General features: G+C 71.6%; 19 protein-coding genes and 5 pseudogenes. 11 read left to right on the forward strand and 13 right to left on the reverse strand.

The genetic code is table 11. The features are described from left to right. The first annotated feature begins 77 nt into the window (after positions 1-77). Positions 78-475, forward strand: a pseudogene (locus OHO27_RS41215) (STAS domain-containing protein). Positions 476-708: 233 nt separating this feature from the next. Here OHO27_RS41215 and OHO27_RS41220 read toward each other — a convergent pair. Then, positions 709-1188, reverse strand: coding sequence for a MarR family winged helix-turn-helix transcriptional regulator (locus tag OHO27_RS41220; RefSeq protein WP_328430017.1), 480 nt, complete (start codon positions 1186-1188; stop codon positions 709-711). 155 nt (positions 1189-1343) lie between these two features. Here OHO27_RS41220 and OHO27_RS41225 point away from each other — a divergent pair, with 155 nt between their 5' ends. The 6 genes and pseudogenes from OHO27_RS41225 to OHO27_RS41250 all read left to right on the forward strand — a co-directional run bounded on the left by OHO27_RS41225 (position 1344) and on the right by OHO27_RS41250 (position 7153). Further along, entirely contained in the window at positions 1344-2522 is a 1179-nt protein-coding gene (locus OHO27_RS41225) for a PP2C family protein-serine/threonine phosphatase (RefSeq protein WP_328430018.1), read from the forward strand. Between the two features lie 62 nt (positions 2523-2584). Next, the gene (locus tag OHO27_RS41230; RefSeq protein WP_328430019.1) at positions 2585-3484 is read left to right on the forward strand and encodes an STAS domain-containing protein; all 900 of its coding nucleotides are present in this window, start codon (positions 2585-2587) and stop codon (positions 3482-3484) included. Continuing rightward, positions 3481-3903: an STAS domain-containing protein gene (locus tag OHO27_RS41235; protein WP_328430020.1), complete on the forward strand. Its 423-nt coding sequence runs from the start codon at positions 3481-3483 to the stop codon at positions 3901-3903. The genes OHO27_RS41230 and OHO27_RS41235 overlap by 4 nt, the downstream gene beginning before the upstream one ends. Next, complete coding sequence (locus tag OHO27_RS41240; protein WP_328430021.1) at positions 3900-4343, forward strand: anti-sigma regulatory factor; 444 nt, start codon at positions 3900-3902, stop codon at positions 4341-4343. The genes OHO27_RS41235 and OHO27_RS41240 overlap by 4 nt, the downstream gene beginning before the upstream one ends. Beyond that, positions 4343-5415 (forward strand): annotated as a pseudogene (locus tag OHO27_RS41245) (SpoIIE family protein phosphatase). The gene OHO27_RS41240 and the pseudogene OHO27_RS41245 overlap by 1 nt, the downstream one beginning before the upstream one ends. Then, positions 5412-7153 (forward strand): annotated as a pseudogene (locus OHO27_RS41250) (PP2C family protein-serine/threonine phosphatase). The pseudogenes OHO27_RS41245 and OHO27_RS41250 overlap by 4 nt, the downstream one beginning before the upstream one ends. A gap of 9 nt (positions 7154-7162) precedes the next feature. Here OHO27_RS41250 and OHO27_RS41255 read toward each other — a convergent pair. The 5 genes and pseudogenes from OHO27_RS41255 to OHO27_RS41275 form a co-directional block, all read right to left on the reverse strand. Then, complete coding sequence (locus tag OHO27_RS41255; RefSeq protein WP_328430022.1) at positions 7163-7657, reverse strand: MarR family winged helix-turn-helix transcriptional regulator; 495 nt, start codon at positions 7655-7657, stop codon at positions 7163-7165. A 102-nt stretch (positions 7658-7759) separates the two neighbouring features. After that, positions 7760-8080 (reverse strand): GYD domain-containing protein, encoded by a 321-nt coding sequence (locus tag OHO27_RS41260; RefSeq protein ID WP_328430023.1) that lies wholly within the window; start codon positions 8078-8080, stop codon positions 7760-7762. 106 nt (positions 8081-8186) lie between these two features. Continuing rightward, positions 8187-8734: pseudogene (locus OHO27_RS41265) on the reverse strand (TetR/AcrR family transcriptional regulator). 72 nt (positions 8735-8806) lie between these two features. Then, positions 8807-10201, reverse strand: a pseudogene (locus tag OHO27_RS41270) (amidase); the annotation flags it as partial. After that, positions 10188-10409, reverse strand: coding sequence for a hypothetical protein (locus tag OHO27_RS41275; RefSeq protein ID WP_328430024.1), 222 nt, complete (start codon positions 10407-10409; stop codon positions 10188-10190). The pseudogene OHO27_RS41270 and the gene OHO27_RS41275, both read right to left, overlap by 14 nt. A gap of 97 nt (positions 10410-10506) precedes the next feature. On the opposite strand from OHO27_RS41275, the gene OHO27_RS41280 reads away from it, so the two are divergent. After that, positions 10507-11436 (forward strand): MBL fold metallo-hydrolase, encoded by a 930-nt coding sequence (locus OHO27_RS41280; protein WP_328430025.1) that lies wholly within the window; start codon positions 10507-10509, stop codon positions 11434-11436. On the opposite strand, the gene OHO27_RS41285 is transcribed toward OHO27_RS41280, so the two are convergent. Next, positions 11413-12468: a zinc-dependent alcohol dehydrogenase gene (locus OHO27_RS41285; protein ID WP_328430026.1), complete on the reverse strand. Its 1056-nt coding sequence runs from the start codon at positions 12466-12468 to the stop codon at positions 11413-11415. The genes OHO27_RS41280 and OHO27_RS41285 overlap by 24 nt on opposite strands. A gap of 117 nt (positions 12469-12585) precedes the next feature. On the opposite strand from OHO27_RS41285, the gene OHO27_RS41290 reads away from it, so the two are divergent. Beyond that, complete coding sequence (locus OHO27_RS41290) at positions 12586-14298, forward strand: IlvD/Edd family dehydratase (RefSeq protein ID WP_328430027.1); 1713 nt, start codon at positions 12586-12588, stop codon at positions 14296-14298. A gap of 84 nt (positions 14299-14382) precedes the next feature. On the opposite strand, the gene OHO27_RS41295 is transcribed toward OHO27_RS41290, so the two are convergent. From OHO27_RS41295 to OHO27_RS41310, 4 genes are all read right to left on the reverse strand, one after another. Next, the gene (locus tag OHO27_RS41295) at positions 14383-14877 is read right to left on the reverse strand and encodes a peptidylprolyl isomerase (protein WP_328430028.1); all 495 of its coding nucleotides are present in this window, start codon (positions 14875-14877) and stop codon (positions 14383-14385) included. A 102-nt stretch (positions 14878-14979) separates the two neighbouring features. After that, the gene (locus OHO27_RS41300; RefSeq protein ID WP_328430029.1) at positions 14980-15972 is read right to left on the reverse strand and encodes an alpha/beta fold hydrolase; all 993 of its coding nucleotides are present in this window, start codon (positions 15970-15972) and stop codon (positions 14980-14982) included. Positions 15973-16337: 365 nt separating this feature from the next. Further along, positions 16338-17027: a GAF and ANTAR domain-containing protein gene (locus tag OHO27_RS41305; RefSeq protein WP_328430712.1), complete on the reverse strand. Its 690-nt coding sequence runs from the start codon at positions 17025-17027 to the stop codon at positions 16338-16340. Between the two features lie 440 nt (positions 17028-17467). Beyond that, a complete protein-coding gene (locus tag OHO27_RS41310; protein WP_328430030.1) occupies positions 17468-18886 on the reverse strand; it encodes an MFS transporter in 1419 nt (472 codons plus the stop codon). A 261-nt stretch (positions 18887-19147) separates the two neighbouring features. Between OHO27_RS41310 and OHO27_RS41315 the strand changes: the two genes are divergently transcribed. Further along, the gene (locus tag OHO27_RS41315; protein WP_328430031.1) at positions 19148-20278 is read left to right on the forward strand and encodes a methyltransferase domain-containing protein; all 1131 of its coding nucleotides are present in this window, start codon (positions 19148-19150) and stop codon (positions 20276-20278) included. A gap of 30 nt (positions 20279-20308) precedes the next feature. Here the strand turns inward: OHO27_RS41315 and OHO27_RS41320 are convergent, their stop codons facing one another. Then, on the reverse strand, positions 20309-22432 hold the full coding sequence (locus OHO27_RS41320; protein WP_328430032.1) for a type I polyketide synthase: 2124 nt from the start codon (positions 22430-22432) through the stop codon (positions 20309-20311). Next, a complete protein-coding gene (locus tag OHO27_RS41325; RefSeq protein WP_328430033.1) occupies positions 22368-23228 on the reverse strand; it encodes a hypothetical protein in 861 nt (286 codons plus the stop codon). The genes OHO27_RS41320 and OHO27_RS41325 overlap by 65 nt, the downstream gene beginning before the upstream one ends. A 56-nt stretch (positions 23229-23284) precedes the next feature. Between OHO27_RS41325 and OHO27_RS41330 the strand changes: the two genes are divergently transcribed. Next, positions 23285-23956, forward strand: a complete 672-nt coding sequence (locus OHO27_RS41330) for an NAD-dependent epimerase/dehydratase family protein (RefSeq protein WP_328430034.1) — start codon at positions 23285-23287, stop codon at positions 23954-23956. Positions 23957-23997: the final 41 nt, after the last annotated feature.

A 23997-nucleotide genomic window follows, 5' to 3' on the forward strand; every position in this document is an offset into this window, starting at 1 on the left:
GAATTCTTCGCTCCACGATGCATCGAATCCGTCCTTCGGGGCACCCGTCACGATCGCCAACGCCTGTGGAGGTACTTGTGTCCGTTGCCCAGAATCCCTTGTCGATCAAGGTGGAAGTGCCCCGGGAGGATGCCGTGCTGCTCACGGTCGAGGGCGACCTGGACATGGATACAGCGACCGAGTTGCAGCACCATCTCGCGAATCAGCTGCACCATGGCCGACGGAATTTCATCCTGGACATCGCCGGCGTCCCCTTCATGGACTCGTCCGGCATGAACATCGTCCTGAGGGCGTATCAGGAGGTACGGGAGATCCCGGGGGTGTGTATGTGATCTCCCCAACGCCCGCCGTCCGGCGGATCATGGATCTCACCGGTGTCAGCATCACCGTCCCGATCGTGGGGAGCGTGGAGGAGGCGCTCGCCACCGCGGACTCGGGGCCGGAGCCCGAGCCTCCGGCCGCAACGATGGAGTGATGACCGCTTTGGCCTGAAGGCCGCTGCCGGAAGAGGCAGTTCATCGATCGCGAGCCGCACCCGCATGCCCAACAGTTGCCGTTTGACAACTATGGTCATGAGGCAACAGAGTGGGCGAGTCAAGCGTGGGAGGGGTGCGGAACGTGCCGGTCAGTAACGACGACCGCCCGCGTCGCCGAGCGGCGGCGCGTACCCGGTCCCGTCCCGGCGTCGCACCGGGGCGTCGGCGGGATTCAGGCGCTCCTGGCGTCGGAGGCTTCGTCGCCTTCGTGGATCTCCGCGGACGCCGCGGCGCAGAACGCCTCCAGGCCCTCCAGCAGGGCGGTCCGCTTGGTGGCGGGCATCTGCTCCAGCACGGACTGCAGCGCGGCCTCGCGTCGCGCGCGCAGCTCGGTCAGAAAGGTCCGTCCGCGACGGCTCAGGTGCAGTCGCAGCTCGCGGCGGCTGGAGGCGCTGGGCGCCCGCTCGACGAAGCCGACCGCCTGCAGGCGGTCGCACAGCCGGCTGGTCGACGGCGGTGTGGAGCCGAGGGCCTCGGCGAGCATGCGCAGGTTGATGCCGTCGCTGTGCTCCAGGATGAACAGCACGCGAATCTGGGAGGCGGACACCGGCGCGGTCGAGGCCCGGCCCCACAGGACCTCCAGCAACTCGGCGGCCTCGGAGGTCACACGCGCCACCTCGTCCGGCCGCGGTCCCGAGTAGGAGGAAGTCACGCTGCCACTCTTTCAGGCTTCACGGGCACTGTCAGCCCGCCGGTTCGGACAATACGTGCAGAACACTAGATACGGACAAGAAGGACCGACGGGCGGCGTCCGCGGCAGCGCGGTTCCAGCGCCGTCACTGTGACAAGAATGGCGTATCCAACATCGTGAACAGATTCGTGGCAGCCGAGCGGGCACTTCGCTTCGCGGCCCCGCACCAACTGGTGGACGCGGTCCGCGAAGTACTGTGCAACGACTACGCGGCGAAGACCGTCCAGCTCTACCTGGCCGACTACAGCCTCGCCACGCTCCAGACCGTCCACACGGCTTCGAGCCCGCCCGAGTCCGTGCCCGCGTACGGCACGCCCGCCGGACGGGCCTTCGGGTCCCAGGAACCCTTCGTCGAGAAGCTGGGCGACGGCGAGGTGCGCCTGCACCTGCCGGTGACCGTGCGGGGCGACCGGCTCGGCGTCCTGGCCGTTACGATGCCCTCGGCGGACCAGGCCGAAGAGTGCCTGGACGAACTGGCCGAGGTGGCGAAGGTGCTGGGGCACGAAGTGATCGTTGCCGACCGGGACACCGATCTGTACGTCCGGGCGCGCCGCACCGACCGGCTCACCCTGGCGGCGGAGATGCAGTGGCAACTCCTGCCGGGCCGCTCCTGCACCCGCCCCGAGTACGCGGTCGGCGCTCAACTGGAGCCCGCCTACGCGATCTTCGGCGACAGCTTCGACTGGTCCGCGGACGCCGACCGCCTGATGATCTACATCACCAACGGCATGGGCGAGGGTATCGAGGCCTCCCTCCTGACCAACCTCGGCATCAACGCGCTGCGCAACGCACGGCGTGCGGGCCTGTCCATCGCGGACCAGGCCGCACTCGCCGACCAGGCCGTCTACGCCCAGTACCGCGGAGACGCCCACCTGTCCGTGCTCCTGCTCGACCTCGACCTGCGCACGGGCCGGCTGCAGGTCGTCGACGCCGGCTCCCCGCAGATGCTGCGACTGCGCGGCCGTACCGTCACCGCCGTCGAGTTCGACGCGCAGCTGCCCCTCGGCATGTTCGAGGAGACGGACTACGTCGCCCAGCAGCTCGATGTCGAGATGGAGCCCGGGGACCGGCTCGTCCTCGCCAGCGACGGGGTGTACGCCGTCGCGGCGCCCGGTGGTGAGCAGTACGGGGAGCGCGCGCTCGCCCGGGCCATCGTGTCCACCAGCCTGCTGCCCGCGGCCGAGGTCCCCCGCGCCGTCCTGAGGGAACTGGCAGGCCACCGCGGCACACCCGTGCCCGACGACGATGCGCTGGTGGTCTGCCTGGACTGGTTCGGGCCTCGGCAGGCATCGTGACCGTACAGTCCGGCGCTCCCTGTGAGATCGGGGCGGCGCACACCGTATGAGGAGGGAAGTACGTGCCGGAGCAGCAAGCGGCAAAAGATCGGATCGATCCGGCTGAGGAGGTCGGGGACTTCCTGCGACGGCGCCGGGAGCAGATCGCACAGCGCTGGGCCGACGCGGCGCTGTTCCGCACCGTGTTCACCGTGTCCCGGGACGAGGCGGTGGAAGCCGGCCGGGCCGTGGTGGAGGCGATCGCCGCGGTGGCCGCCTCGGGCCGTGTCGAGGACTCGGAGGCGGACGGGTTCGCGGTCGTCCGCGAGCAGTTGGCGCGTACGGCGCACTCGCGCGCGCGGGCCGGTGCCACCCTCGGGCAGATCTCGGCCGAGATGGACGCGTTGCGGCCGCCCGTCGCCGACCTCCTGCTCGACGAGCTCTCGGAGGCGCCCGCCGAGCATGTGCGGGAGTGCACGACGGCCCTGACCGTGCTGATGGGCACCCTGCGCCTGGTGATGCAGGAGGCGACGACGATCGCCGGCGAGGAACTCATCAACCGCCAGCGGCTCGAAATGCTCGAGATCGCCACCCCTGTGATCCAGTTGTGGGAAGGTATCGTCGCCGTACCGCTGATCGGCACGCTCGACAGCGCCCGCAGCCAGGTGGTGATGGAGACGCTCCTGGACGCAGTCGTCGAGCAGCACGCCCGCATCGCCATCCTGGACATCACCGGGGTGCCCACCGTCGACTCCCTGGTGGCCCAGCACCTGATGAAGACCGTGGCGGCGGCGCGACTCATGGGAGCGGAGTGCATAGTCTCCGGTATCCGGCCGGCCATCGCGCAGACCATCGTCCACCTCGGCATCGACCTGAGCGACGTGCTCACCCGCGCCAGTCTCGCCGACGCCCTGGCCTACGCCCTTCAGCAGCAGGGCGCCCACATCGTGCCGAACCCCACATCGGCGGTGGAGCCCCGGTGACGGGCGTGTCCACCTTCCCGTACGAAGGCCATGTGCCCGTACTGAGGCTCGGCGGAGTCCTCCTGGTCACCCTCCAGGGGGACCTGTACGACAGCACGGCGGAGCAGCTCCGGCAGGACATCGGCGAGACGGTCTCCGACAGCGCGGTCAGCGGTGTGGTCATCGACCTGTCCGGTGTCGAGATCGTCGACTCCTTCATGGGCCGCGTGCTCAGTGACGTCGCGGCCATGACCAGGTTGCTGGCGGCTCAGACCGTGGTCGCGGGGATGCGCCCGGCGGTGGCCATCACCCTGGTGGAACTCGGCCTGACCCTGCCGGGGCTGCGCACAGCCCTCAACACCGAGGAGGCCATGCGCCTGCTCGGGGCCGAGGTGACGGTCGTGCCCCGCGGCGGGCGCGCACGCCGGGAGCGCCCGTGACCCACAGCACCGGCAGTGTCTCCGCCTGCCTGCCGATCCACTCGGACCTCGATCTGGTGCGGGTGCGGCAGCATGTGCGGCAGATGACCGCCCAACTCGGGTTCGGCCTGGTCGAGCAGACCAAACTCGTCACGGCGGCCAGTGAGCTGGCGCGCAACGCCCTCGTGCACGGCGGCGGGGGACAGATGGAGTGCGTGGAGGTGACCAACGGCGCGATACAGGGGCTACGCCTCGTCTTCAGCGACGAGGGCCCTGGCATCCCCGACCTGGACCAGGCCCTCAGCGACGGCTACACATCCGGTCAGGGGCTCGGGATGGGGCTGGGCGGATCCCGGCGCCTGGTCCACGAGTTCTCCATCGACAGCAGCCGTGGCAGCGGCACCACCGTGACGGTGACGTCCTGGATCTCCGGGCCGCCCCGTCCGCGCGAGGCGCCCTGATGCCGCGCGTCTGGGAGGTGCCGGTGCACGACTCGACCCGCGTACGCGGTGCCCGGACGGCTGCCGGGGCCGCGGCCCGCCGTGCCGGGCTCGCCGAGGACCGGGTCGCCGCCGCGGAACTCGTGGCCACCGAACTCGCCACCAACCTGCTGAAGCACGCCGATGGCGGGCAGATACTGCTCGATCTCGTGGGTCCGTCCGTTCCGGCCTACGGCGACGAGAGGATCTCCATGGTGCAGATCATGGCCGTCGACCACGGGCCGGGCATGCGCGACAGCGACGCGGCGTTGCGCGACGGCTACTCGACCGCCGCCTCCCTCGGTGCCGGTCTCGGCACCTGCCGGCGCACGGCCGACGACTTCGGCCTGCACAGCACACCCGGCCGGGGAACGATCGTCATGGCCAGGATCGGTCCGCGCCCGAACCGGGACCCCGTCGGCCCGCACACCGGCATGCTCCCGGTGCGGGCCGGGGGAGTCAACATCCCCCTTGCCGCCGCGGAGTTCTCCGGCGACGCCTGGACATGCGTCCGGACGTCGGACCACGTGACGCTGATGCTGGCCGACGGCCTCGGCCACGGCCCCCTGGCGGCGCGCGCCTCCTCCGCCGCGGTGGACGCGGTGCGAAGCGCGCCCCACCTGCCGCCGGCCGACCTGCTGCGGCGGCTGCACGGCGCCCTGCGCGACACCAGGGGCGCGGCCGCGGCCGTCGCCCAGCTCGACGTCACCGCCGGACGGCTGTACTTCGCCGGGGTGGGCAACGTGGAGCCCGGCTGCGCCGTGGCGACAGCTGGCGCGGGCTGGTCTCGCGCCCCGGCATCGTCGGTGCCCACTTCCCCGTACACGTCCCCGCGCACCACGAGACCTGGACGGACGACTGCCTCCTGGTCCTGCACAGTGACGGCCTGCCGAGCCGCTGGAGCCCCGGTCCGGCCGTCCACGCCCGGATGTCCCTCGACCCCGCCGTGATCTCCGCGTCGATCGTGCGGGACGCCAGCAGCGCCGCCCGGCCGGTACGCGACGACACCGCCGTCGTCGTGCTGAGCCCCTGCCCTCCGGACCGCTCGTCATGACCCGCACCTGGTACGTCCACAGCATCACCGACGCCGCGCAGGCCCGTATCGGCACTGCGCGGCTGGCCGCCGCGTGCGCAGTGCCTCCCGTCGAGCGCACCCGCCTGATCACCGCGCTCACCGCACAGCTGAAGCAGTGCCTCACCAAGGGCGGCGACTGGCGGGTCGGCGTGGCAGCGACCCTGGCACCCGGCGGGGGCGAGTTCAGCGTCGAGGTGGCCCCGGCGAAGCGACGCCCCGAGGACCGGCAACTCCCGTGGCGCGCTTCCGTCCCCTGCGCCGAGGACGCGGACGTCTCCGGTGGCGAGCACGCGGCCGACGATCCGGCACTGCTGGCCGAGGCCCTGTTCGGCGCCGACGAGGACGCGGCCCTGCTGCTGGAGCGGCTCGACGAGCAGGAGGCGCTGGTCGCCGTCCACCGCGAGGAACTCCACCAGACCAACCAGGGCGTGCTGGCCCTGCACGCCGACCTGGACGCCGCCGGCCGGGCCCAGCGCGAGCTGTTCGACGCCGAACAGAAGGCCCGCAAGGAGGCGGAGAACGCCCGCGGCCGGCTGACCTTCCTGGCGGATGCCAGCGCCGCCCTGACGGCCTCCCTCAACCCCGAGGCCATCGTGCGGCTGCTGCCCGCCCTGCTGGTGCCGAGATACGCGCGCACCGTCGACGTCTGGCTGTTCGACGGAGTGGACGAGGCGCAGCGCAGCGGCCCCATCCGGCCGCCGCCGTCCTCGCCGCCCGCCGTGGGCGCCCGCAGTACGCCGCCGACCACCCCGGCGGCCTGCCCGGCGTCGACGACCAGCCGCCCTCGGCCCTCGACCCCGGCCGGCCCCTCCTGTGCATCCCTCTGCTCTCCCGCCGGACCTCGCAGGGCGTCCTCACCCTGTCGGCGCCCGACGAACGCTGGGACGCCGACGACGCCGTCATGCTCATCGAGCTGACCCGCCGGGCCAGCATCGCCCTGGAGAACGCCAGACGCTTCGAGCACAACCGCGACATCGCCGAGACCCTGCAACGCGCCCTGCTCACCGACCTGCCCACCACGCAGGGCCTGACCCTGGCCGCGCGCTACCTCCCGGCCACCCGGGGCCTCAACATCGGCGGTGACTGGTACGACGCCTTCCGTCAGCCCGACGGCAGCCTCATCACCGTCATCGGCGACGTCACCGGCCACGGGCTGCACGCCGCGGTGATGATGAGCCAGCTGCGCACCGCCCTGCGCGCCTACGCCGTCGACGGCAGCAGCCCCGGCGAACTCCTCACGCGACTGCACCTGTTCCTGCACCGCCTGCGCCTCGACCTCTACGCCACCGCGGTCATCGCACGCTTCCACCCGGACGACCCCACACTCACCTGGGCCGCCGCCGGCCATCCGCCACCCGTGCTGCGCACCCCCGACGGTCAGGTGCACACGCTCGACGCCAAGCCCGGCGCGATGCTCGGCATCCCGCTGAAGCAGAAGATCCGCGACCACACCGTGCCACTCCCGCCCGGATCGACTCTGGCGCTCTACACCGACGGTCTCGTGGAACGCCGAGCTCAGGGGATCGACCCCGGCATCCAGCGACTCACCGAGGTACTGGGCGACTTCCGCCCGGCCGAACTCGAAGACGATCTGGATGCATCGGCCGACCGGCTCCTGCACCCGCTGCTGCACGACTCCGAACACGACGACGACGTATGCCTGTTGCTGTGCCACGTGCACGGTGACGCCCGGCGGCAGCGGGCGGCGGAATCCTGAGCGGCGCGCTCAGCGTTCGGGCTCCGCCTCCGCACCGTGTCCCGGTTCCGGGTCGCCGGGGAGACCGCCCTCGTGGAAGGCGCGCAGGGCCTGTTCGAGCCGCGCGCGCTGCGCGCCGGGAACGCCGTCGAAGGCGGTGGCCAGCCGCAGCGAAAGCCGCTCCGTGACGTCCCCCAGGAACGTCCGCCCCTGAGCCGTCACCTCCAGGTGCACCTCACGCCGGTCGCCGGGCTCCACACATCGTCGGAGCAGCCCGGCCTTCTCGAGCCGGTCGCAGAGCCGGCTGGCGGTGGGAAGCCCGACCCGCAGATGCTCGGCCAGGCCGGTGACATTGAGCGCCGGCCGACGGCGTACGGCCCTCAAGGCGCGTATGTGGCGCGGCGGCAGCCGCGGACTGACCTCCTCAACGGCCGAGAACCAGAGCGACACCAGGTTCTCCACGGCGTCGACGAGCTGCCGTCCGACGAGGTCGGGGGCGCTCTCGGGATCCGGTTCGCGGCCCACGAAGACTTCTCTCTCGGTCGACTCAGGCCTGGACTCCATCAGTGTTGGGGCCTACCCGAAGCGCGGGAGAGTACACAGGCGAGCTTTCACCCGCTCCGCGGCCTACTTGCCGGGGGCCCGGAAGGTGACCTCCCGCCGCGCCGCCTCGTCGATCTCGTCGAGGGTCAGCAGGGGGGTGGCCTGGGTCCGGAGGGCGCCACTGGCCTTGACGGCGAGGCTGACAGCGGCCATGGAGACGGGATCGGGGAAGTCGATGATGCACACGAAGTCGTGCTCACCGAAGGCGAAGTACATGGCTTCAACCGTGCCGCCGAGTCCGGTGACCACCTGTTCGACAGCGGCGCGTCGGCCGCTCGCGCCCTCCTTGAGCAGCCCCCTGGTGCCCTCGGGCGTGTAGGTCGCCTGGATGAGGTACTTCGGCATCGGGACGCTCCCTGACCATCGCTTGTCGGTTACAAGGACGGCCTTCCCGCCGGCAGGGCGGCTGCCGCTCACCGCACGGGTGGATTCACTCGTTGGCAGCCGGACTTCACGCCCCCGCACCGTCGGAACCTGTCACCAGGTGACGGGCGTAAGCGGCGTCCAGTCCGTCCGGGCGGAAGAGGATGCGGTACATCAGGGGCGCGACGACGCGGTCGATGACCGTCTCGACGTCGGGAGCAGCTTCCCCGCGCTCGACCGCGCGGCCGAGGATGACGGAGATCTGCTCGGCCGCGTAGTCCGAGCACTGACCTGCGTTGCTGCCGTCCGGGTCGCCGAGCAGGGCGTCGCGGATGTAGGCGCGGCCCGCGGGGAGGCCATCTCGTCCAGGAACTGCTCGGCCCAGGCGGTCAGGTCGGAGAGCAGGTCACCGTGTTCCTCCGGCGCCGTCTCCGGGCGCAGACGCTCGACGGCGACGTCCGACAGGAGTTCCTGCAGGTCGCCCCAGCGGCGGTAGATCGTCGACGGCGTCACGCCCGCGCGCTGGGCGACGAGCGGCACGGTCAGGGCGTCCCGCCCCATCTCCGAGGCGAGTTCGCGTACCGCGGTGTGGACCGACGCCTGAACCCGGGCGCTGCGCCCGCCCGGGCGCACCATCTGTCTGCGAGCCATGCGGGGATTGTATCCGCTAAAGCGAATCCTTGGCTTTAGTGTCCCCCCGGTGGCCTGGAGCTCGCGGGCGGGCAGGCTCAGCTCGTACGCGTGACCGACCCGCAGGAGCATGGCTTCCCCGAGAGCGCGGCCGAGGAGCTGCATGCCGATCGGCATCCCGGCGCCGTCGTGGCCGACGGGCACGGAGAGTGAGGGTACGCCGGTGATGTTGGCGGGTGCTGAGAGGCGTACATATGCGTCCGAGACGCTTTCGACCGTGCCGTCGGACCAGGTGACCGTTTCCTGGTCGGCCGGTACCGCGGTCGTAGGGACCGTCGGGGCGGCGACCACGTCGACCTCCTCCAGCAGCCGTGCCCACTCCTGCCGCATCAGGGTCCGGGCCCGCTGGGCGCGCAGATAGTCCCCGGCGGGCATCAGCTCGCCGGCTTCGAGGAGGATGCGTACGTCGGCCCCGTACAGGTCGGGCATCGCCCGCAGCGTCCGCTCGTGGTAGGCGGTGGCCTCGGGAACCATCAGGCCCCACTGCGTCGCCTGGATGTAGCGCGTCATCGGGATCTCGACCTCGACGAGCCGTGCGCCGAGCTCCTTCAGCCGGTCGATGGCCCGCCGGACCGCGGTCTCGACCTGTGGGTCGACACGGTCGAAGTAGTAGTTGCGGGGTACTCCGACGCGCACCCCGGTCAGGTCCGCGCTCGTCGATCCCGGTTGCTCGGCCCCCGTCCCGTGGTCCCGGGCCGGGATGGGCAGTGAGGCCGGGTCGCGGGGGTCCTGTCCGGCCAGAACGGACAGGACCACGGCCGCGTCCGCCACTGTGCGTGTGAGAGGGCCGACGTGGTCCAGCGACCAGGACAGCGACGTCACCCCGTGCCGGGGGACCAGGCCGTACGTCGGCTTCAGGCCGACGACCCCGTTCAGTGCGGCGGGCACCCGGATCGACCCGCCGGTGTCGGTGCCCAGGGCGAAGGTCGCGGTCCCGGCCGACACGGCGACGGCCGACCCGCCGCTGGAGCCGCCGGCGACCCGGCCCCCGTCCCGGGCGTTGCGTGTCTGCGGCGTGGTCAGTCCGTAGGCGAACTCGTGCGTATGGGTCTTGCCGACCAGGACCGCGCCCGCCGCTGCCAGGCGGGCGGCCACCGTGCTGTCGGAGTCGGCGCGGTGGCCGTCCCGGACCCGGGAGCTGGCCGTCGTCGGCAGGCCCGCGACATCGATCAGGTCCTTCAGGCCCATGGGGATCCCGTGCAGCGCGCCCCGGAAACGGCCGGCCGCCGCGTCACGCTCGGCCGCGAGCGCCGACCGGCGAGCCTGTTCGGCCGCCACCGTGACGTAGGCGCCCAGTCGCGGTTCGACCTGCTCGACGCGATCGAGGACGGAGTCGACCAGCTCGACGGGCGACAGCCGCCGCTGCCGTATCGCGTCGGACGCGGCGGTGAGAGACAGCTCAGACGGCTGCATCGTGCCCCTCCTCTCCGGCTCGGTGGCCCGCATCGAAGGCGGACGCGGGCGGGGTGTCACCGAAGTCCAGTTCCCGCAGGACCGAGACGACGGAGTGGATGTGCTGGGCGGTGGCGGCCACTCCGGCGTGGCGGGCCTCGTCCAGGGACAGGCCGGCACGTGCGGCCCAGCGGGCTGCCTCCGGCGGCGTGAGTTCATCGGCGGACATGAAGCTGCTCCCCGTAAAAGCTAACAGTTTGCTTTAAGCGACCGTAGGGCCTAGCGTTGCTTAAAGCAAACCTGTTGCGTTTAGAAGGAGGGACCTGATGCGCGGGCCCACCCACACCCCCTCGGCAGACGAATCCGCCGCCCCGGGCTCCATCCCTTCCTGGGCCGTGGGCGACCTCACCGTCCACCGCATCGACGAGGTTCCCCTGCCACCGGCGACCGGGCCCTGGCTGCTCCCCGACGCGACCGCTGACGTGGTCTCACGGCACGACTGGCTGCGCCCGGACTTCGCCGACCAGCAAGGCACCCTGCACCTCGACAGCCACAGCTTCGCCTTCGAAGCGGGCGGTCTGCGCGTGCTCGTCGACACCGGCATCGGCAACGGCAAGACGCGAGCGAACCCGGCCTGGCACGACCTGCGGACCGGCTACCTCGAGCACCTCACGGCCGCCGGATTCCCCCCGGACTCCGTCGACCTGGTCCTCCTCACCCACCTGCACACCGACCACGTCGGCTGGAACACCCACGAGGTCAACGGCGAGTGGGCGCCCACCTTCCCCAACGCCCGCTATGTCACCTCCCGTACCGAGCGGGAGTTCTGGGCCGGGTACGACATGGACGAGCCGCGCCGGCTCATGTTCGACGACTCCGTGATCCCGGTCGAGGAGGCAGGGCTGCTCGACCTCGTCGACGTCCAGCCCGAGGGCACCGACATCGCTCCGGGCCTACGCTTGCTCCCCACCCCGGGACATACCCCCGGCCATATCGCCGTGCAGTTGACCGACGGCGGGAAATCGGCCCTGATCACGGGAGATGCCGTTCATCACCCCGTCCAGTTCGCCCATCCCGCCATCGGTTCCTGCGTCGACATCGACCCTCGGCGGTCCGAGGAATCACGCCGCAAGCTGCTCGCCTCCCTCGCCGACACGGACACCCTCGTGCTGGGCACGCACTTCCCGCCGCCCACCGTCGGCCACGTGATCACACAGGGGGACGCCTATCGGCTACGGCCGGTCCGCGCTGCCTGACGCGATCGCGGTGACACCGTTCAGGCCCGGATCCACATGGATCTTGGGGCCGGGCCCGGCACCGTCCGGCCGCCCACCCGCGAGAACCGGGCCGACCTCGTCGAGACCCACGGTCGCGGCGACGAGGGGCCTGGGGTCGACCGCTCCGGACGCGTAGGCACGGATGGTGGCGTCCAGGCCGGGCGAGGCCGACAGGATGCCCACCGCCGTCACGTCCTTCAGCACGAGCGCGCGAGTGTCGATCCTGCTCGGCTCACCGGCCAGCCCGATGTACACGACCCGGCCGCCCGGTTCGACCAACTCCAGTGCTCTCTGCGGCAGATGGGCCGCGTTCGTGGCGTCGACGACCGCGTCGAAGGGAAGGTCCGGCAGGGACCGCTCGTCCCATACGTGCTCGAAGCCCAAGGCATGCGCGAACGCGGGGGAGTGGCCGGGGCGGTCCAGGAGGTGGACCTCCGCGCCAGCCGCCCGAAGGAACCACGCGACCAGGAGGCCGATGGTCCCGGGCCCCAGGACGAGAGCACGGTCGCCGGCGCGGGGCGCTGCGCCCTGTGCCGCGCGCAGGGCATTGCCGCCCGGCTCGACGAGCGCGCCGAGTACCGCGTCGACCGAGTCGGGCAGGGCGTGCAACGAGGACGCCGGTACGGCGAGTTGCTCGGCCAGCGCCCCGGCCCGCGCGCCCCGGATGCCGACCTCCTGGCGCTTCTCGCACACGTGCTGAAGCCCCCGAAGACAGCGGCGGCAACTGCCGCAGCCCAGCATCGTGTCGCCCATGACACGCCGGCCGATCCACGCCCGGTCGACGCCCTCGCCGACCGTCGCGACCCGCCCGGCCCACTCGTGGCCCGGCTGCAGGGGGTAGGAGGAGTGCCCTTGGTGGAGGTACGCCATGGCGCCGGTGAAGAACTCCATGTCGGTGCCGCACACGCCGACCCGCTCGACATCGACGACGACTTCACCGGGCGCGGCCACCGGCGCCGGGAGGTCCTGGACCTCGTACGCGCCCGGCGCCGTCAGGACGAACGCGCGCATGAGCCGACGGCAGTCGCGCCGTCCTCACCGGGGGCTGTCAAGCCGTCGTACCTCTGCGTATGCTCCATGGCGTTCCAGACTGTAGACCTCCGTACCGACTGCCGGAAGAGGTCCCATGTGAGGCTGCGCAGCGCACAGTGGTACGCGGGACAGGACCGCAACGCCTACATCCACCGCGCGTGGATGCGCAGAGGCGTGCCCGGCGACGCGTTCACCGGTCGGCCGCAGATCGCCATCGCCAACTCGGCATCGGACCTGGCCCCTTGCAACGCCCATCTCGACGAGGTCGCGTCGTCCGTGCGCGACGGCGTGTACGAGGCGGGCGGCATCCCGCTGGACCTGCCCGTGGTGTCCCTGGGCGAGACGAACGTGCGGCCGACCGCCATGCTCTGGCGCAACATGGCCGCCATGGCCACGGAGGAGATGCTGCGGGCCAACCCCATCGACGGGGTCGTCCTGCTGGGCGGCTGCGACAAGACGATCCCGTCGCTGCTCATGGCGGCGGCGTCGGTGGACCTGCCCGCCGTCGTCGTGCCCGGCGGTCCGATGCTGACCGGGACGTTCCGCGGTACGCCGCTGGGCTGCGGCACCGATGTGTGGCGGCTGTCGGAGGAGGTCCGCGCGGGCACGCTGTCGCAGGAGCAGTTCGCCCGCTCCGAGTCGGCGATGATCCGCAGCCGTGGCCACTGCAACACCATGGGCACCGCCTCCACCATGGCCCTCGTGGCCGAGGCCCTCGGCACGGTCATCCCCGGCGTGGCCGGGACACCGGCCCCCGACAGCCGTCTGCTGGAGGCCGCGCACCACACCGGCCGACTCGCGGTCGACATGGTGGGCGCCGACCGCCGGCCGGGCACCTTCCTCACCAAGGCGTCCTTCCGCAACGCGATCGTCGCGCTGGCCGCCATCGGCGGCTCGACCAACGCCGTCGTCCACCTCCTGGCCATCGCCGGCCGCCTGGGCATCGGCCTGTCGCTCGACGACTTCGACCGCATCGGCTCCCGTGTACCGGTCCTGGTGGACCTCCAGCCGGCCGGCCGTTTCCTCATGGAGGACTTCCACCGCGCCGGAGGGCTGCTCGCCGTCCTGCGCGAGGTCCGCGACCTGCTCGACCCCGACGCGCTGACCGTCACCGGCGAGCCGCTGGCCGCCGCGCTCGACGGCGCCCCGATCTGGGACAGCGAGGTCATCCGCACCCGCGCCGAGCCACTGGTGGCCGAGGGCGGCATCGCCGTCCTGCGCGGCAACCTCGCACCCGACGGCGCGCTCATCAAGCCGGCCGCCGCCTCCCCGCACCTGCTGCGCCACCGCGGCCGGGCCGTCGTCTTCGACTCCATCGAGGACTTCCACGCCCGCATCGACGACCCCGGACTCGACGTGGACGCCGACTCCGTCCTCGTCCTGCGCGGCTGCGGACCCAAGGGCTACCCGGGCATGCCCGAAGTCTCGAACATGCCCCTGCCGCAGAAGCTTCTCGCACAGGGCGTCCGTGACATGGTCCGCGTCTGCGACGGCCGGATGAGCGGCACGGCATACGGCACGGTCGTCCTGCACGTGGCCCCCGAGGCCGCGGCCGGCGGCCCTCTCGCCCTCGTGCGCACCGGGGACTTCGTCACCCTGGACGTCGAAGCCCGCCGTATCGACGTGGACGTACTCGCCGACGAGTTGGCCCGCAGAAGCCCGAGCGGGGCATCCGCGAAGGCGTACGCCAACCCCCGGCGCGGCTGGGAACGCCTCTACGTCGACCACGTCCTCCAGGCCGACACGGGCGCCGACCTCGACTTCCTCGTGGGCTCCAGCGGTTCGGACGTCAGCCGCGAATCGCACTGACCGCGGAAAAGAGATCAGGTCCACCGGGCCCGCATGATGCGGACCTGATGGACCTGACAGGCGTGATGTGGGGCTGAGGCTGCGTCAGGCGACGATGCCGCAGTCCTCGACGACGATCTTCTTGGCCGTCGCGCCCGAGCGGCTGCCCAGGGCCTCGACCGCCTTGACGACGTCCTCGCCCTCGATGACCTCGCCGAAGACGACATGCTTGCCGTCCAGCCACGGCGTCACCACGGTGGTGACGAAGAACTGCGAGCCGTTGGTGCCCGGGCCCGCGTTGGCCATGCTGAGCAGGAACGGCTTGTTGTGCTTCAGCTGGAAGTTCTCGTCGGCGAACTTCTCACCGTAGATGCTCTTGCCGCCGGTGCCGTTGCCCTCGGTGAAGTCACCGCCCTGCAGCATGAACTCCGGGATGACCCGGTGGAAGGGCGAACCCTTGTAGCCGTAACCGTGCTGGCCGGTCGCCAGCTCACGGAAGTTGCGTGCGGTCTTGGGCACGACATCGTCGAACAGCCGGAAGACGATGCGGCCGAGGTTCTCGCCATTAGCAGAAATACTGAAGAACACGTTCTCGCTCATGGCCCTGATTCTGCACAATCGGCGCGGCCAGGTCGAACTGACCGGGCCGGACGGCCTCAGAACGCGTCTCGGACGGCCCCGTGCAGACCCTGATCTGCGGGGTCACCCGCCGAGGAGGGGTGCCGAGAAGCGGCAGTGCACGCGTTCGGCGTGTGCGGGGTCGAGGGCGTCGAGGACGAGCTGGGCGGCGTTGGAGTCGTAGGCGATCGACAGGTGCTCGGAGCGGTCCTGGGGACAGACGTCCTGGAGCGTGATGTTGCGTACGGTCGCGCCCGGCCCCGCGGTGAGGAACTGGTTGTGGTACGGCGTGACGGCCTCGTCGTACCGGGTGGCGATGACGGTGTAGGCGACGCCTCGTTGTGTGTCGCCGTCCCGGTCGAGCGTGGTGTTCACCCGGGACCCCACCATCTGGTCCGCGTACGCCTGCCCTGCCACGGCGGACACCGTCGGGTTGAGGCCGAGTGCGGTGGTGAGGGTGCCCAGACCGGACAGGGTCGTGCCGTGGTTGGACGGGGCCAGCCCGATGAGCCGACGCACCTTGTTGTGCGACGGACGCGCGGGGTTCGTTCCGCCGTCGAACCGCAGGTACCAGCGGGGCAGCAGGCCTCCCCCTTGGGAATGCCCCACCAGGTCGACCTGGCGGGAGCCGGTGGCCTTGAGTACTCGGTCGACGTAACGAGCGACCTGGCGGGCGGAGTCGGGGATGTGCCGGGTGCCCTTGAAGGGAACTCCCGGTGCCCCGCCGAAGTTGGGCGCGAAGACGCAGTATCCGGCCCTCTTCAGCTGGGGCGACAGCATGCTCCAGTTCGTGTGGGCGTTCGTGAGGGTCGCGTGCAGCAGGACGACGGGGCGGGGGTGGGCGGCGGTCGGCCGGCACTTCCAGTTGTTCGCCCCGGGCGGTGCGGCATCCGGCTGGAGGGTCCCTCGGACGAAGGCGGCGGGGGCCGAGGTGATCCCTCCCTCGGGCGGGGCCGGGCGGTCGGCCGCGACCGATGTGCCGGGCAGTCCGAGTGCCAGGGCTGTGACCGCGCCGGCGGTTGCCCACCAAGTGATCAGGCGGGATCGTTGCGCAGGCCGGACACGGCGATGGGACATTTGTTCCGCTCCTCGTCAGGGTCAGTCACAGCAGCTGACGAGCAAGATCCTCAAGGAGCGGCCGCCGAGGTCACGGCCGTTTCGCACCGAAGCCCCCCGTTGGAGTGGCGGCTTTCATTCGTGCGGCTCCGCTTCGTTGCCGCGGCGGAGCATGCGAGGCGGGCGCGACCTGAGGAGGGGGCCGTCACGCCGTGCTGAACACGAGGAGTGACAATCCTGGCAAACCTGGCGTCCGGCGTGTGCGTGAAAAGCGGGGAGATGGGGACTTGGCGGTAAGACCGGGCTCAGTGGCGATCCCCTTGGGGGCTGGCCCGGTCAGGCTCCTCTGGTTCAGACCACGAGCCGGGGGAGCCGACTGTGCCGCTTCACGACAGACCGCCACGCTCGCAGATCATTCGCGCCACCTCGCGGAGTTTGATGTTGTTCTTCTGCGAGTACCGGCGCAGTACGTCGAACGCTCGTTCCTCTGTGAGGTTGTGGCTGCCCATGAGGATGCCCATGGCCTCGCCGATCATGTGGCGGGTGGCGACGGCGTTCTCCATCTGGGCGTGCGCGCGGGCACTGGAGAAGGCGACCGCGGCGTGGGAGGCCAGCAGCCAGCCGGCCAGCTCGCTGGCCTCGGTGAACGCGCCCGGCTCATGGGAGTAGACGTTCAGCGCGCCGAGATCCTCGTCCTCGGTGTACAGCAGGAAGCCCATCATGCTGCCCACTCCGAGCTGGTGGGCCTGGGGGGCGAAGTCGGGCCACTGCGGCTGGTCCCGGGTGAAGTCCGGGATCCGGAACACCCGCTCTCCGTCCTTGGTGCGAGCGATGTCGAAGCAGGGGCCCTCGCGCAGCCGCTCCTGCAGCTGATCACTCTTTACGACCAGGTCATCTGTGGGCGCCAGCGTCTGGACCGCCTTGCCGTGCAGCACAAGGATCCCGGCCGCATCACAACCCTCCACCAGCTGGGTCGCCGAGCCGGTGATCCGTTCCAGGGTGGCACCGACCGACTCCTGCGAGAGGAGATCCCGCGCCATCGACGCCAGGTCCTGCGCGAACCGAGCCCAGTCCATCGCGCCCTCCGCCTCTCGGTTCACCTCGGTGAGGCTGTGCCCCCAGCATTCCACGTGTGGGCCGCGGAGTGTCGGGACGGGGCCTCCGGGGCCGGTCACCTGGGGCGGAGGTTCACCTGGGACGGAGGTTCACCTGGGACGGAGGTCGGCCGTGCAGGAGCGGGTTTCGCCCAGCACCACACATCCGAGAGCCGTCACACCGTGCACGGGGTCGTCGCTGAGAGTGATGCAGGGGGCGCGTCCTCCGGGTGTGCTCATCATGGCGCCTGGTTCGGCCGGCCATCATCAGGAGTCCGATCGTCCACACGTAGCCCGATTCCCCGCCGGGGTCGACGGCGAGCCGCGCGGCGCAGTCGCGGCAGCCGAAGCTGCGCGCGAATACGGCGATCCGCCCCCCGGCCTGCGCGGCCTGCCCGGCCTGCCCGGCAGCCCCAAGCCCCCTACGTCCTCTCGGACTTCCCCGGCACGCACAGCCAAGCGACGCCTGCGGCCGTGAGGTAGGCGAGTGCGCCGATGGTCATGCTCGTGCGCAGCCCGGTGTTGTAGTCGGTGGCTGTCGCGAGCAGGCTGCCGCCGAGGGCCACTCCGGTGGCGCTGCCGATCTGGCGGGTGGTGTTGAACAGGGCGGAGGCGGCCCCCGAGTACGCCGGGGGTGCCGCGCCCATCACGGTGGCGGTCGAGCCGGTGAGGGCGAAGGAGGTACCGAACCCGACGGCCATCATCGGTGCCACCAGCAGCGCGTAGGCGGGATCGGCTCCCGCCGCGGCCCACCCGGCCAGTCCCGCGGCGGCCAGCAGCATGCCGGAGATCACAAGTGGACGATCGCCCGTCCGGCGGGCCAGCCGCCCGGACAGGACGGACGCGAACATGGTCATCGCCACGGCAGGGAACAGTGCCAGTCCCGTACCGAGGGCGCTGAAGCCGCGCTGGTGCTGGAAGTACAGGCTGGCGGTGAACACCATGCCGTAGAAGCCGAAGTTGAACAGCAGGCCGATGGCGGCCCCGCCGCTCATGGTGCGGGAGCGCAGCAGGTTCAGCGGCAGGGCGGGAGCGCGGGCCAGCCGCTCGCGCATCACGAAAGCCGCGGCGGCCAGCACGGCCAGACCCACCCCGGCGAGCACCGCCGGGTCGGACCAGCCGCGCCGGCCGGCCTCGTTGAGCGACGCGGTCAGCAGCGCCACCGCGGCCACGACCGCGACCTGCGCCGGCCAGTCCAGGGCCCGGTCGGCACGCCAGGGCGAGCGGGTGACATGACGCAGCGTCAGCATCAGACAGGCCACGCCGACGGGCAGGTTGATGAGGAACACCCAGCGCCAGCCCGCCGTGGAGACGAGCAACCCGCCCAGCACCGGCCCGGCGGAAGCCGCGATGCCCGCCATCGAACCCCACAGCCCAAAGGCCCGTGAGCGTGCGGCCGGCTCAGGGTAGGCCTGCTGGAGCAACGCCAGGGATCCGGGCACGATCAGCGCCGCGCCCAACCCCTCCACCAGCCGGGCCACCACGAGGAAGTCGGTGCTCGGCGCGAGTGCACACGCGGCCGACGACACCGTGAACACCGCCACGCCCGAGCAGAAGACCCGGCGATTGCCCAGCCGGTCGCCCAACGCGCCACCGGTCAGCAGGAAGCCGGCGAAGACCAGGGTGTACCCGTCGGTGATCCACTGGATACCGGTCAGCGAGGCCGACAGCTCCCGGCCGATCACCGGCACGGCGACATTGAGCACCGTCACATCCAGGATCACCATGAAGTACCCGGCGCACACCGCCAACAACGGTACCCAGGGCCGTCGCCCGGGCTCCGCGCCCGACTCCTGCGGGGGCGAGGACTCACCACCACCGGCCGACTCCGCGAACGCCACGGCCCCAACTCCATCCCGTCCGCGGAGGCTCTGGATCACGAGCCACAGTAAGGGACGTATGCCGCATATCGAAGGAGCAGCTCACGGGCGTCAATTCCAGACGTGAAGCCGCCGCGATCGCAGGGCGGCTAGACTGCCGCGCATGACGTACTTCTTCCACCTCCGCTAGGCACCGTCGGCGAAGCGAGGATTCCCCGTCGCCGACGACGCGGGGCAGCGGAGCGCTGTCCCGAGTGCTGACGTGGAAGAAGTAGACACACCATGCACACGCCCCTCGTGGCGCGCTGCCTCCGCGGCCTGGAGGCCGTGGTCGCCGCCGAGGTTCTTGGTTCCGGGCTCGGCGCCGTCACCGAACTGCGCCACCGCGAAGTCCATTTCCGTACGCATCGGTCCGCTCCCGTGCCGGTGTTGCGCACCGCGGACGACCTGTTCCTGCTCGCCGCCCGGCGCCCCGACATCGGACCGACGCGACAGGCCCTGCACGATCTCGCCGAGCTCGCCGCTCCGACCGATGTCGACCACCTCCTGTCCCGCCGCCACAGCGCGACGACGCCTGCCCCGGACATCACCGGCATCGACGTCTCGGCCTCCTTCCTCGGCCGGCGGACCTTCACCCGGTACGACGCCGAGGACGTGGTGGGACAGGCCCTGGCGCGGCGCCTCCGCGTCCCGTACCACTCGCGGAGGTCAGGAACGCCGCCCCCGCCCGGCTCCTGGGGCTGGCGGCTGACCTTGGACGGCACGCGGGCCACGCTCATGCTGCGCCTCGACGACCGCCCGCTGCACCGCCGCGCCTACAAGCAGCGCACCGTCCCGGGCACCGTGCACCCGCCGCTTGCCGCAGGCATGGCCCGGCTGGCCGACATCCGCCCCGGCCACGTCGTCCTCGACCCTTGCTGCGGCGCCGGCACCCTGCTCATCGAGGCTGCACTCGCCCAGTCCGACGCCCGCTTCCACGGATTCGACCTCTCCCCGGACGCGGTCGCCGCGGCCCGCAGCAACGCCGGTGAGCTGCCCGTCGCCATCCGTCGCGGTGACGCCGGTCGGCTCCCCCTTGCCGACCATTCGGTCGACCGCGTGCTGTGCAACCCGCCCTGGGGCACCCAGGTACACGCCAGCGGTCTGCTCGCGACCGCCCCTTCCCGCTGGTGGACAGAACTGCGCCGCGTCCTTGCCCCCGACGGCACAGCCGTACTACTCCTGCCCGACCGCGACGACCTGGCCACCGCCATCCGGCACCACTTCACGCCCCTGCACATGCAACGTCTGCGTCTGTCCGGGGCACAGCCCTTCCTCGTCCGTCTGGCACCGCCAGGGGGTGAGGGCAGGCGCGGTGGCGAAACCGGCAGGCTCCGGCGGCAGCGCCCGCCGGCCTCCTCCGTCCGCCGCTGACGGCACCCGTGCGCTCGGCTCGCGAGAGGCTCACCTGCCCGGCGCCTGGGGGAGGCCCAGCTTGCCGTGGACCAGCTGCGCGAAATGGGTCAAGGTGCGGTCGCTGCCCATGAGTTCGGTAGCGGCCAGGCGGACGTCGAAGTGTTCGCCGGCGCGCACCAGGAACTCGGTGCTGAGCAGCGAGTCGAGTCCGAAGTCGGTCACCGGCCGCGCGGGGTCCAACTCCTCAGGGGCACTGCGCAGAACGGCGGCGAGTAGCCGGGTCAGGGTCTGGGTGACCGCTGTCCGGGCGTCGTCGGGTGTCATGGCGGCCAGGTCCCGCAGCAGGTCCGCGCGGCCTTCCGGGCCGGGGGCGGCGTCGGTCGGCACGAGGCCGGTGAAGCGGGCGGTGCCCAGGGCGGGCAGAAGGCGACGGGCACGGGCCCAGCGGTAGCGGCCGACACCGGCGACGCCGGTGCCCGACCGGAGCAGTCCGTCGGCGGTGGCGAGGGCTTCGGCGACCGTGAGGGGCTGGAAGCCCCGTTCGGCCATGGCATCGCCGATGGCGTGACGGGCGACGTACCCCGTCTCACCGATGGGGCCCCAGGCGAGGGCCGTGGCCGGGTACCCCTGGGCGTGCCGGGCACGGGCCTGGGCCTCCAGGTAGGCGTTGCCGGCGGCGTAGGGGGCCTGGCCGATGTTGCCGACGGCGGCGGCGACGGACGAGTACGTGAGGAACAGGTCCAGGTCGTGCCGCGCGGTGAGGCGGTGCAGTACGGCCGCGCCCTGCGCCTTGGGGGCCAGGACAGCGGTGAACCGTTCGTCGGTGAGTTCGGACAGGGGCGCCTCGTCGAGGTGCATCGCGGCGTGTACGACTCCGCGCAGCCGGTGCCCGGTGGTGTCGACCGTGTCGATGACCCGGCGCAGAGCCGCCTCGTCAGTGACGTCGGCGGCATGGGCGGTGGCGCGTACACCGCTCCGGGCCAGGTCCTCCAGGAGGGCCGGCGCCTCGGGGGCGGTCTCGCCGCGGCGGGAGACCAGCGCCAGGCGGCGGGCGCCGTGGCCGGCGAGCCACCGTGCGGTCGCCGCGCCGAAACCGCTCAACCCGCCGGTCACCAGGTAGGTGCCGTCGGCGTCCAGGGCGGGCACGTGCGGTGCGGGCCGGATGGGGACCGGTTCGTCCAGCGGGTCGTCCATGGGGTCGAAGGAGACGACGACCTTGCCGATGTGCCGCGAGTGCTGGAGGACCTGGAACGCTTCCTCCACCCGGGCGGCCGGATAGACCGTATGTGGCAACGGCCGGTACGCGCCGCGGTCGATGAGGTCCAGGACGTCGGCGACCAGGCGGGAACCGCGCTCCGGATCCAGGAGCGCGTGGTCGGGATTGAAGCCGATGAAGCTCAGGCTGCGGTCGAAGGGGCGCATCGGCAGCGTGTTGTTGAGGAAGATGTCGCGCTTGCCGAGTTCGATGAAACGGCCGTTGGGGCGCAGGAGGTCCAGTCCGTGGGCGATGGCCTCACCGCTGAGGGAGTTGACGACGACGTCGACGCCGCGGCCTTCGGTGAGTTCGCGGACCCGGGGCACGAAGTCCAGGGTGCGGGAGTCGAGCACCTGCCAGGCCCCGAGGCTGCGCAGCAGGTCACGTTTGTTCCGCGTTCCGGCCGTGGCGATCACGCGGGCGCCCCGGGCGTGGGCGGACTGCAGCGCCGCCAGCCCCACCGCGCCGGCGCCCCCGTGCACGAGCACCGTTTCCCCGGCAGCCACGCGCGCCTGGTCGACCAGAGCGTGGTGGATCGTCAGGAAGGCGACGGGGAACGTCGCCGCTTCGGCATAGGTCATGGAGTCGGGGATCTTGATCAGGCCGTAGTCGCGGGTGACGCCGTGCGAGGCGAGGGCGGCGGGGAAGGCGCCGCAGACCCGGTCGCCGACCGCGAAGCCACGCACTCCGGGGCCGACGCCGCACACGATGCCGGCACCGTCGGTGCCCAGTCCACGGCTGAGCGGGCTGTCCTCCACGGCCTCGGGCGGCAGCAGCCCGTTGGCGCGCATCGGGTCGCGGTAGTTCAGCGCCACCGCGCGCATCTCGACGGCGACTTCACCGGGGCCGGGTTCAAGGGCGGGCGTCTCCCGCCAGATCAGACGGCGGGGCTGGGATCGCGTGCCTCCAGAAGGCACGGCACACCGGTGGGGACGGCAGGAGACTCGTCGGCCGGATGTTCGAGGTGAAGGGGAGTGAAGCGGCCGGCCGGCGTGAGGACGACCTCGTCCTCGACCGCGTCCTCACCCCGTCCGGGGTGCGGCACGTGGTGAGCAGCTCTGCGGCCAGCCGTCGGGCATCGGCGGCCGGATCCCCTGTGCGGTCGAGGGAGATGCGCCGCAGCCCGAGGCCGGGCTGTTCGTTGGCCAGCGTGCGTGTGGCGCCCCAGATGGCTGCGTCCTCTGGGTGCGCGGGGTGTTCGGGGGCGGGGAACAGGCCGGTGGGGCGGGCGACCAGCCACACCTGTGGGGCCCGGCCTTCCGGAAGGCCCCCGCAGGCGGCGGCCAGGGTACGCAGGACGGCAGCACGCCGGCTGGTCTGTGCGACGAGTCGCTGCGCGTCGGGCTCGGCCAGGAGCAGGACGATACGCGGCGAGGTCTCGGTGGGCAGGGCTGCCTTCCACGCATCGGAGTCGGTGGGGGCGGTCAGGCCCGTGCCCGGGCCCAGCAATGCGGCCAGTTCCCGAGCGGTCGGGGTCTCGGCGTCGCTCTCCGTGGCGACCAGCCAGGCCGCGTCCGTCAGGGGTTCGGGACAGGCGGGCGCATCCGCCGTGGCGCCGGGCGTGGCGGCCAGCAGAACCGAGTGGTCTGTGGGGCCCGTCTGCCAGGGGCTGGTGAAGCCGCACTGGTGAATCAGCGGTGTCCATGCGTCGCGAGGAGATCTGGCCGATGCGGCCGCCGTTTCCCGCGCGCTCGCCGGCTGCGACGCCGTCATCCACAACGCCGCCCTCGCCGGCGTCAGCGGCCCCCTCACGCTGTACTGGAACCAACGTGCTGGGCAGCCGCAACGTCATCGACCAGTGCCGTGCCCACGGTGTGGGCATGCTCGTCCACACTTCGACCGCCAGCGTCGTCTTCCGGCCCGGCGGCCTGGAGAACGCCGACGAACGCCATCCCTACCCCTGTCGGCACCTGGCTGCCTACCCGCACAGCAAGGCCCGGGCCGAAGCCCTCGTCCTCGCCGGCGACGGCCCCGACCTGGCCACCGTCGCCCTGCGCCCCCACATCATCTGGGGCCCCGGCGACCCGCACTTCGCTCCGGCTCTGGCACGCTCCGTACGCGGGGGCAGACTGGTGATACCCGGCGACGGCACCAACCTCGTCGACACCACGCACCTGCGCACCGCCGCCCACGCTCATCTGCTCGCCCTGGACGCACTCCAGCAGGGCCGGCCCATCGGGGGCCGCGCCTACTTCATCACCCAGGACGACCCCCGGCCCCTTCGCGACATCACCTCCCACTTCCTGCGCGCGGCCGGACTACGGGCCACCTGGTGCACCGTGCCGGCACCGCTCGCCCGGGCCGCCGCGGCCACCAGCGAGCGCGTGCTGCGGCTGACGGGACTCGCCCGCACGCACGCGCTCAGCCGTTTCCTCGTCGCCGAGCTGGTCCACCCTCACTGGTTCAGCATCGAAGCCGCCCGTCGCGACCTGCAGTTCTAACCCCCGATCACCTTCGAGGCAGGCATCGCGGAGCTCTCGGG

The sequence above is a fragment of the Streptomyces sp. NBC_00443 genome, from assembly GCF_036014175.1.
Taxonomy (GTDB): Bacteria; Actinomycetota; Actinomycetes; order Streptomycetales; family Streptomycetaceae; genus Streptomyces.

Excerpts from the sequence above, each read along its gene's own strand:
- OHO27_RS41295 (WP_328430028.1), bottom strand. The coding sequence starts at position 14,877 with ATGAGCGAGAACGTGTTCTTCAGTATTTCTGCTAATGGCGAGAACCTC.
- OHO27_RS41325 (WP_328430033.1), bottom strand. The coding sequence starts at position 23,228 with ATGACGGCGTCGCAGCCGGCGAGCGCGCGGGAAACGGCGGCCGCATCG.
- OHO27_RS41300 (WP_328430029.1), bottom strand. The coding sequence starts at position 15,972 with ATGTCCCATCGCCGTGTCCGGCCTGCGCAACGATCCCGCCTGATCACT.
- OHO27_RS41260 (WP_328430023.1), bottom strand. The coding sequence starts at position 8,080 with ATGCCGAAGTACCTCATCCAGGCGACCTACACGCCCGAGGGCACCAGG.
- OHO27_RS41315 (WP_328430031.1), top strand. The coding sequence starts at position 19,148 with ATGCACACGCCCCTCGTGGCGCGCTGCCTCCGCGGCCTGGAGGCCGTG.
- OHO27_RS41305 (WP_328430712.1), bottom strand. The coding sequence starts at position 17,027 with ATGGACTGGGCTCGGTTCGCGCAGGACCTGGCGTCGATGGCGCGGGAT.
- OHO27_RS41285 (WP_328430026.1), bottom strand. The coding sequence starts at position 12,468 with ATGCGCGCGTTCGTCCTGACGGCGCCGGGCGCGTACGAGGTCCAGGAC.
- OHO27_RS41275 (WP_328430024.1), bottom strand. The coding sequence starts at position 10,409 with ATGTCCGCCGATGAACTCACGCCGCCGGAGGCAGCCCGCTGGGCCGCA.
- OHO27_RS41280 (WP_328430025.1), top strand. The coding sequence starts at position 10,507 with ATGCGCGGGCCCACCCACACCCCCTCGGCAGACGAATCCGCCGCCCCG.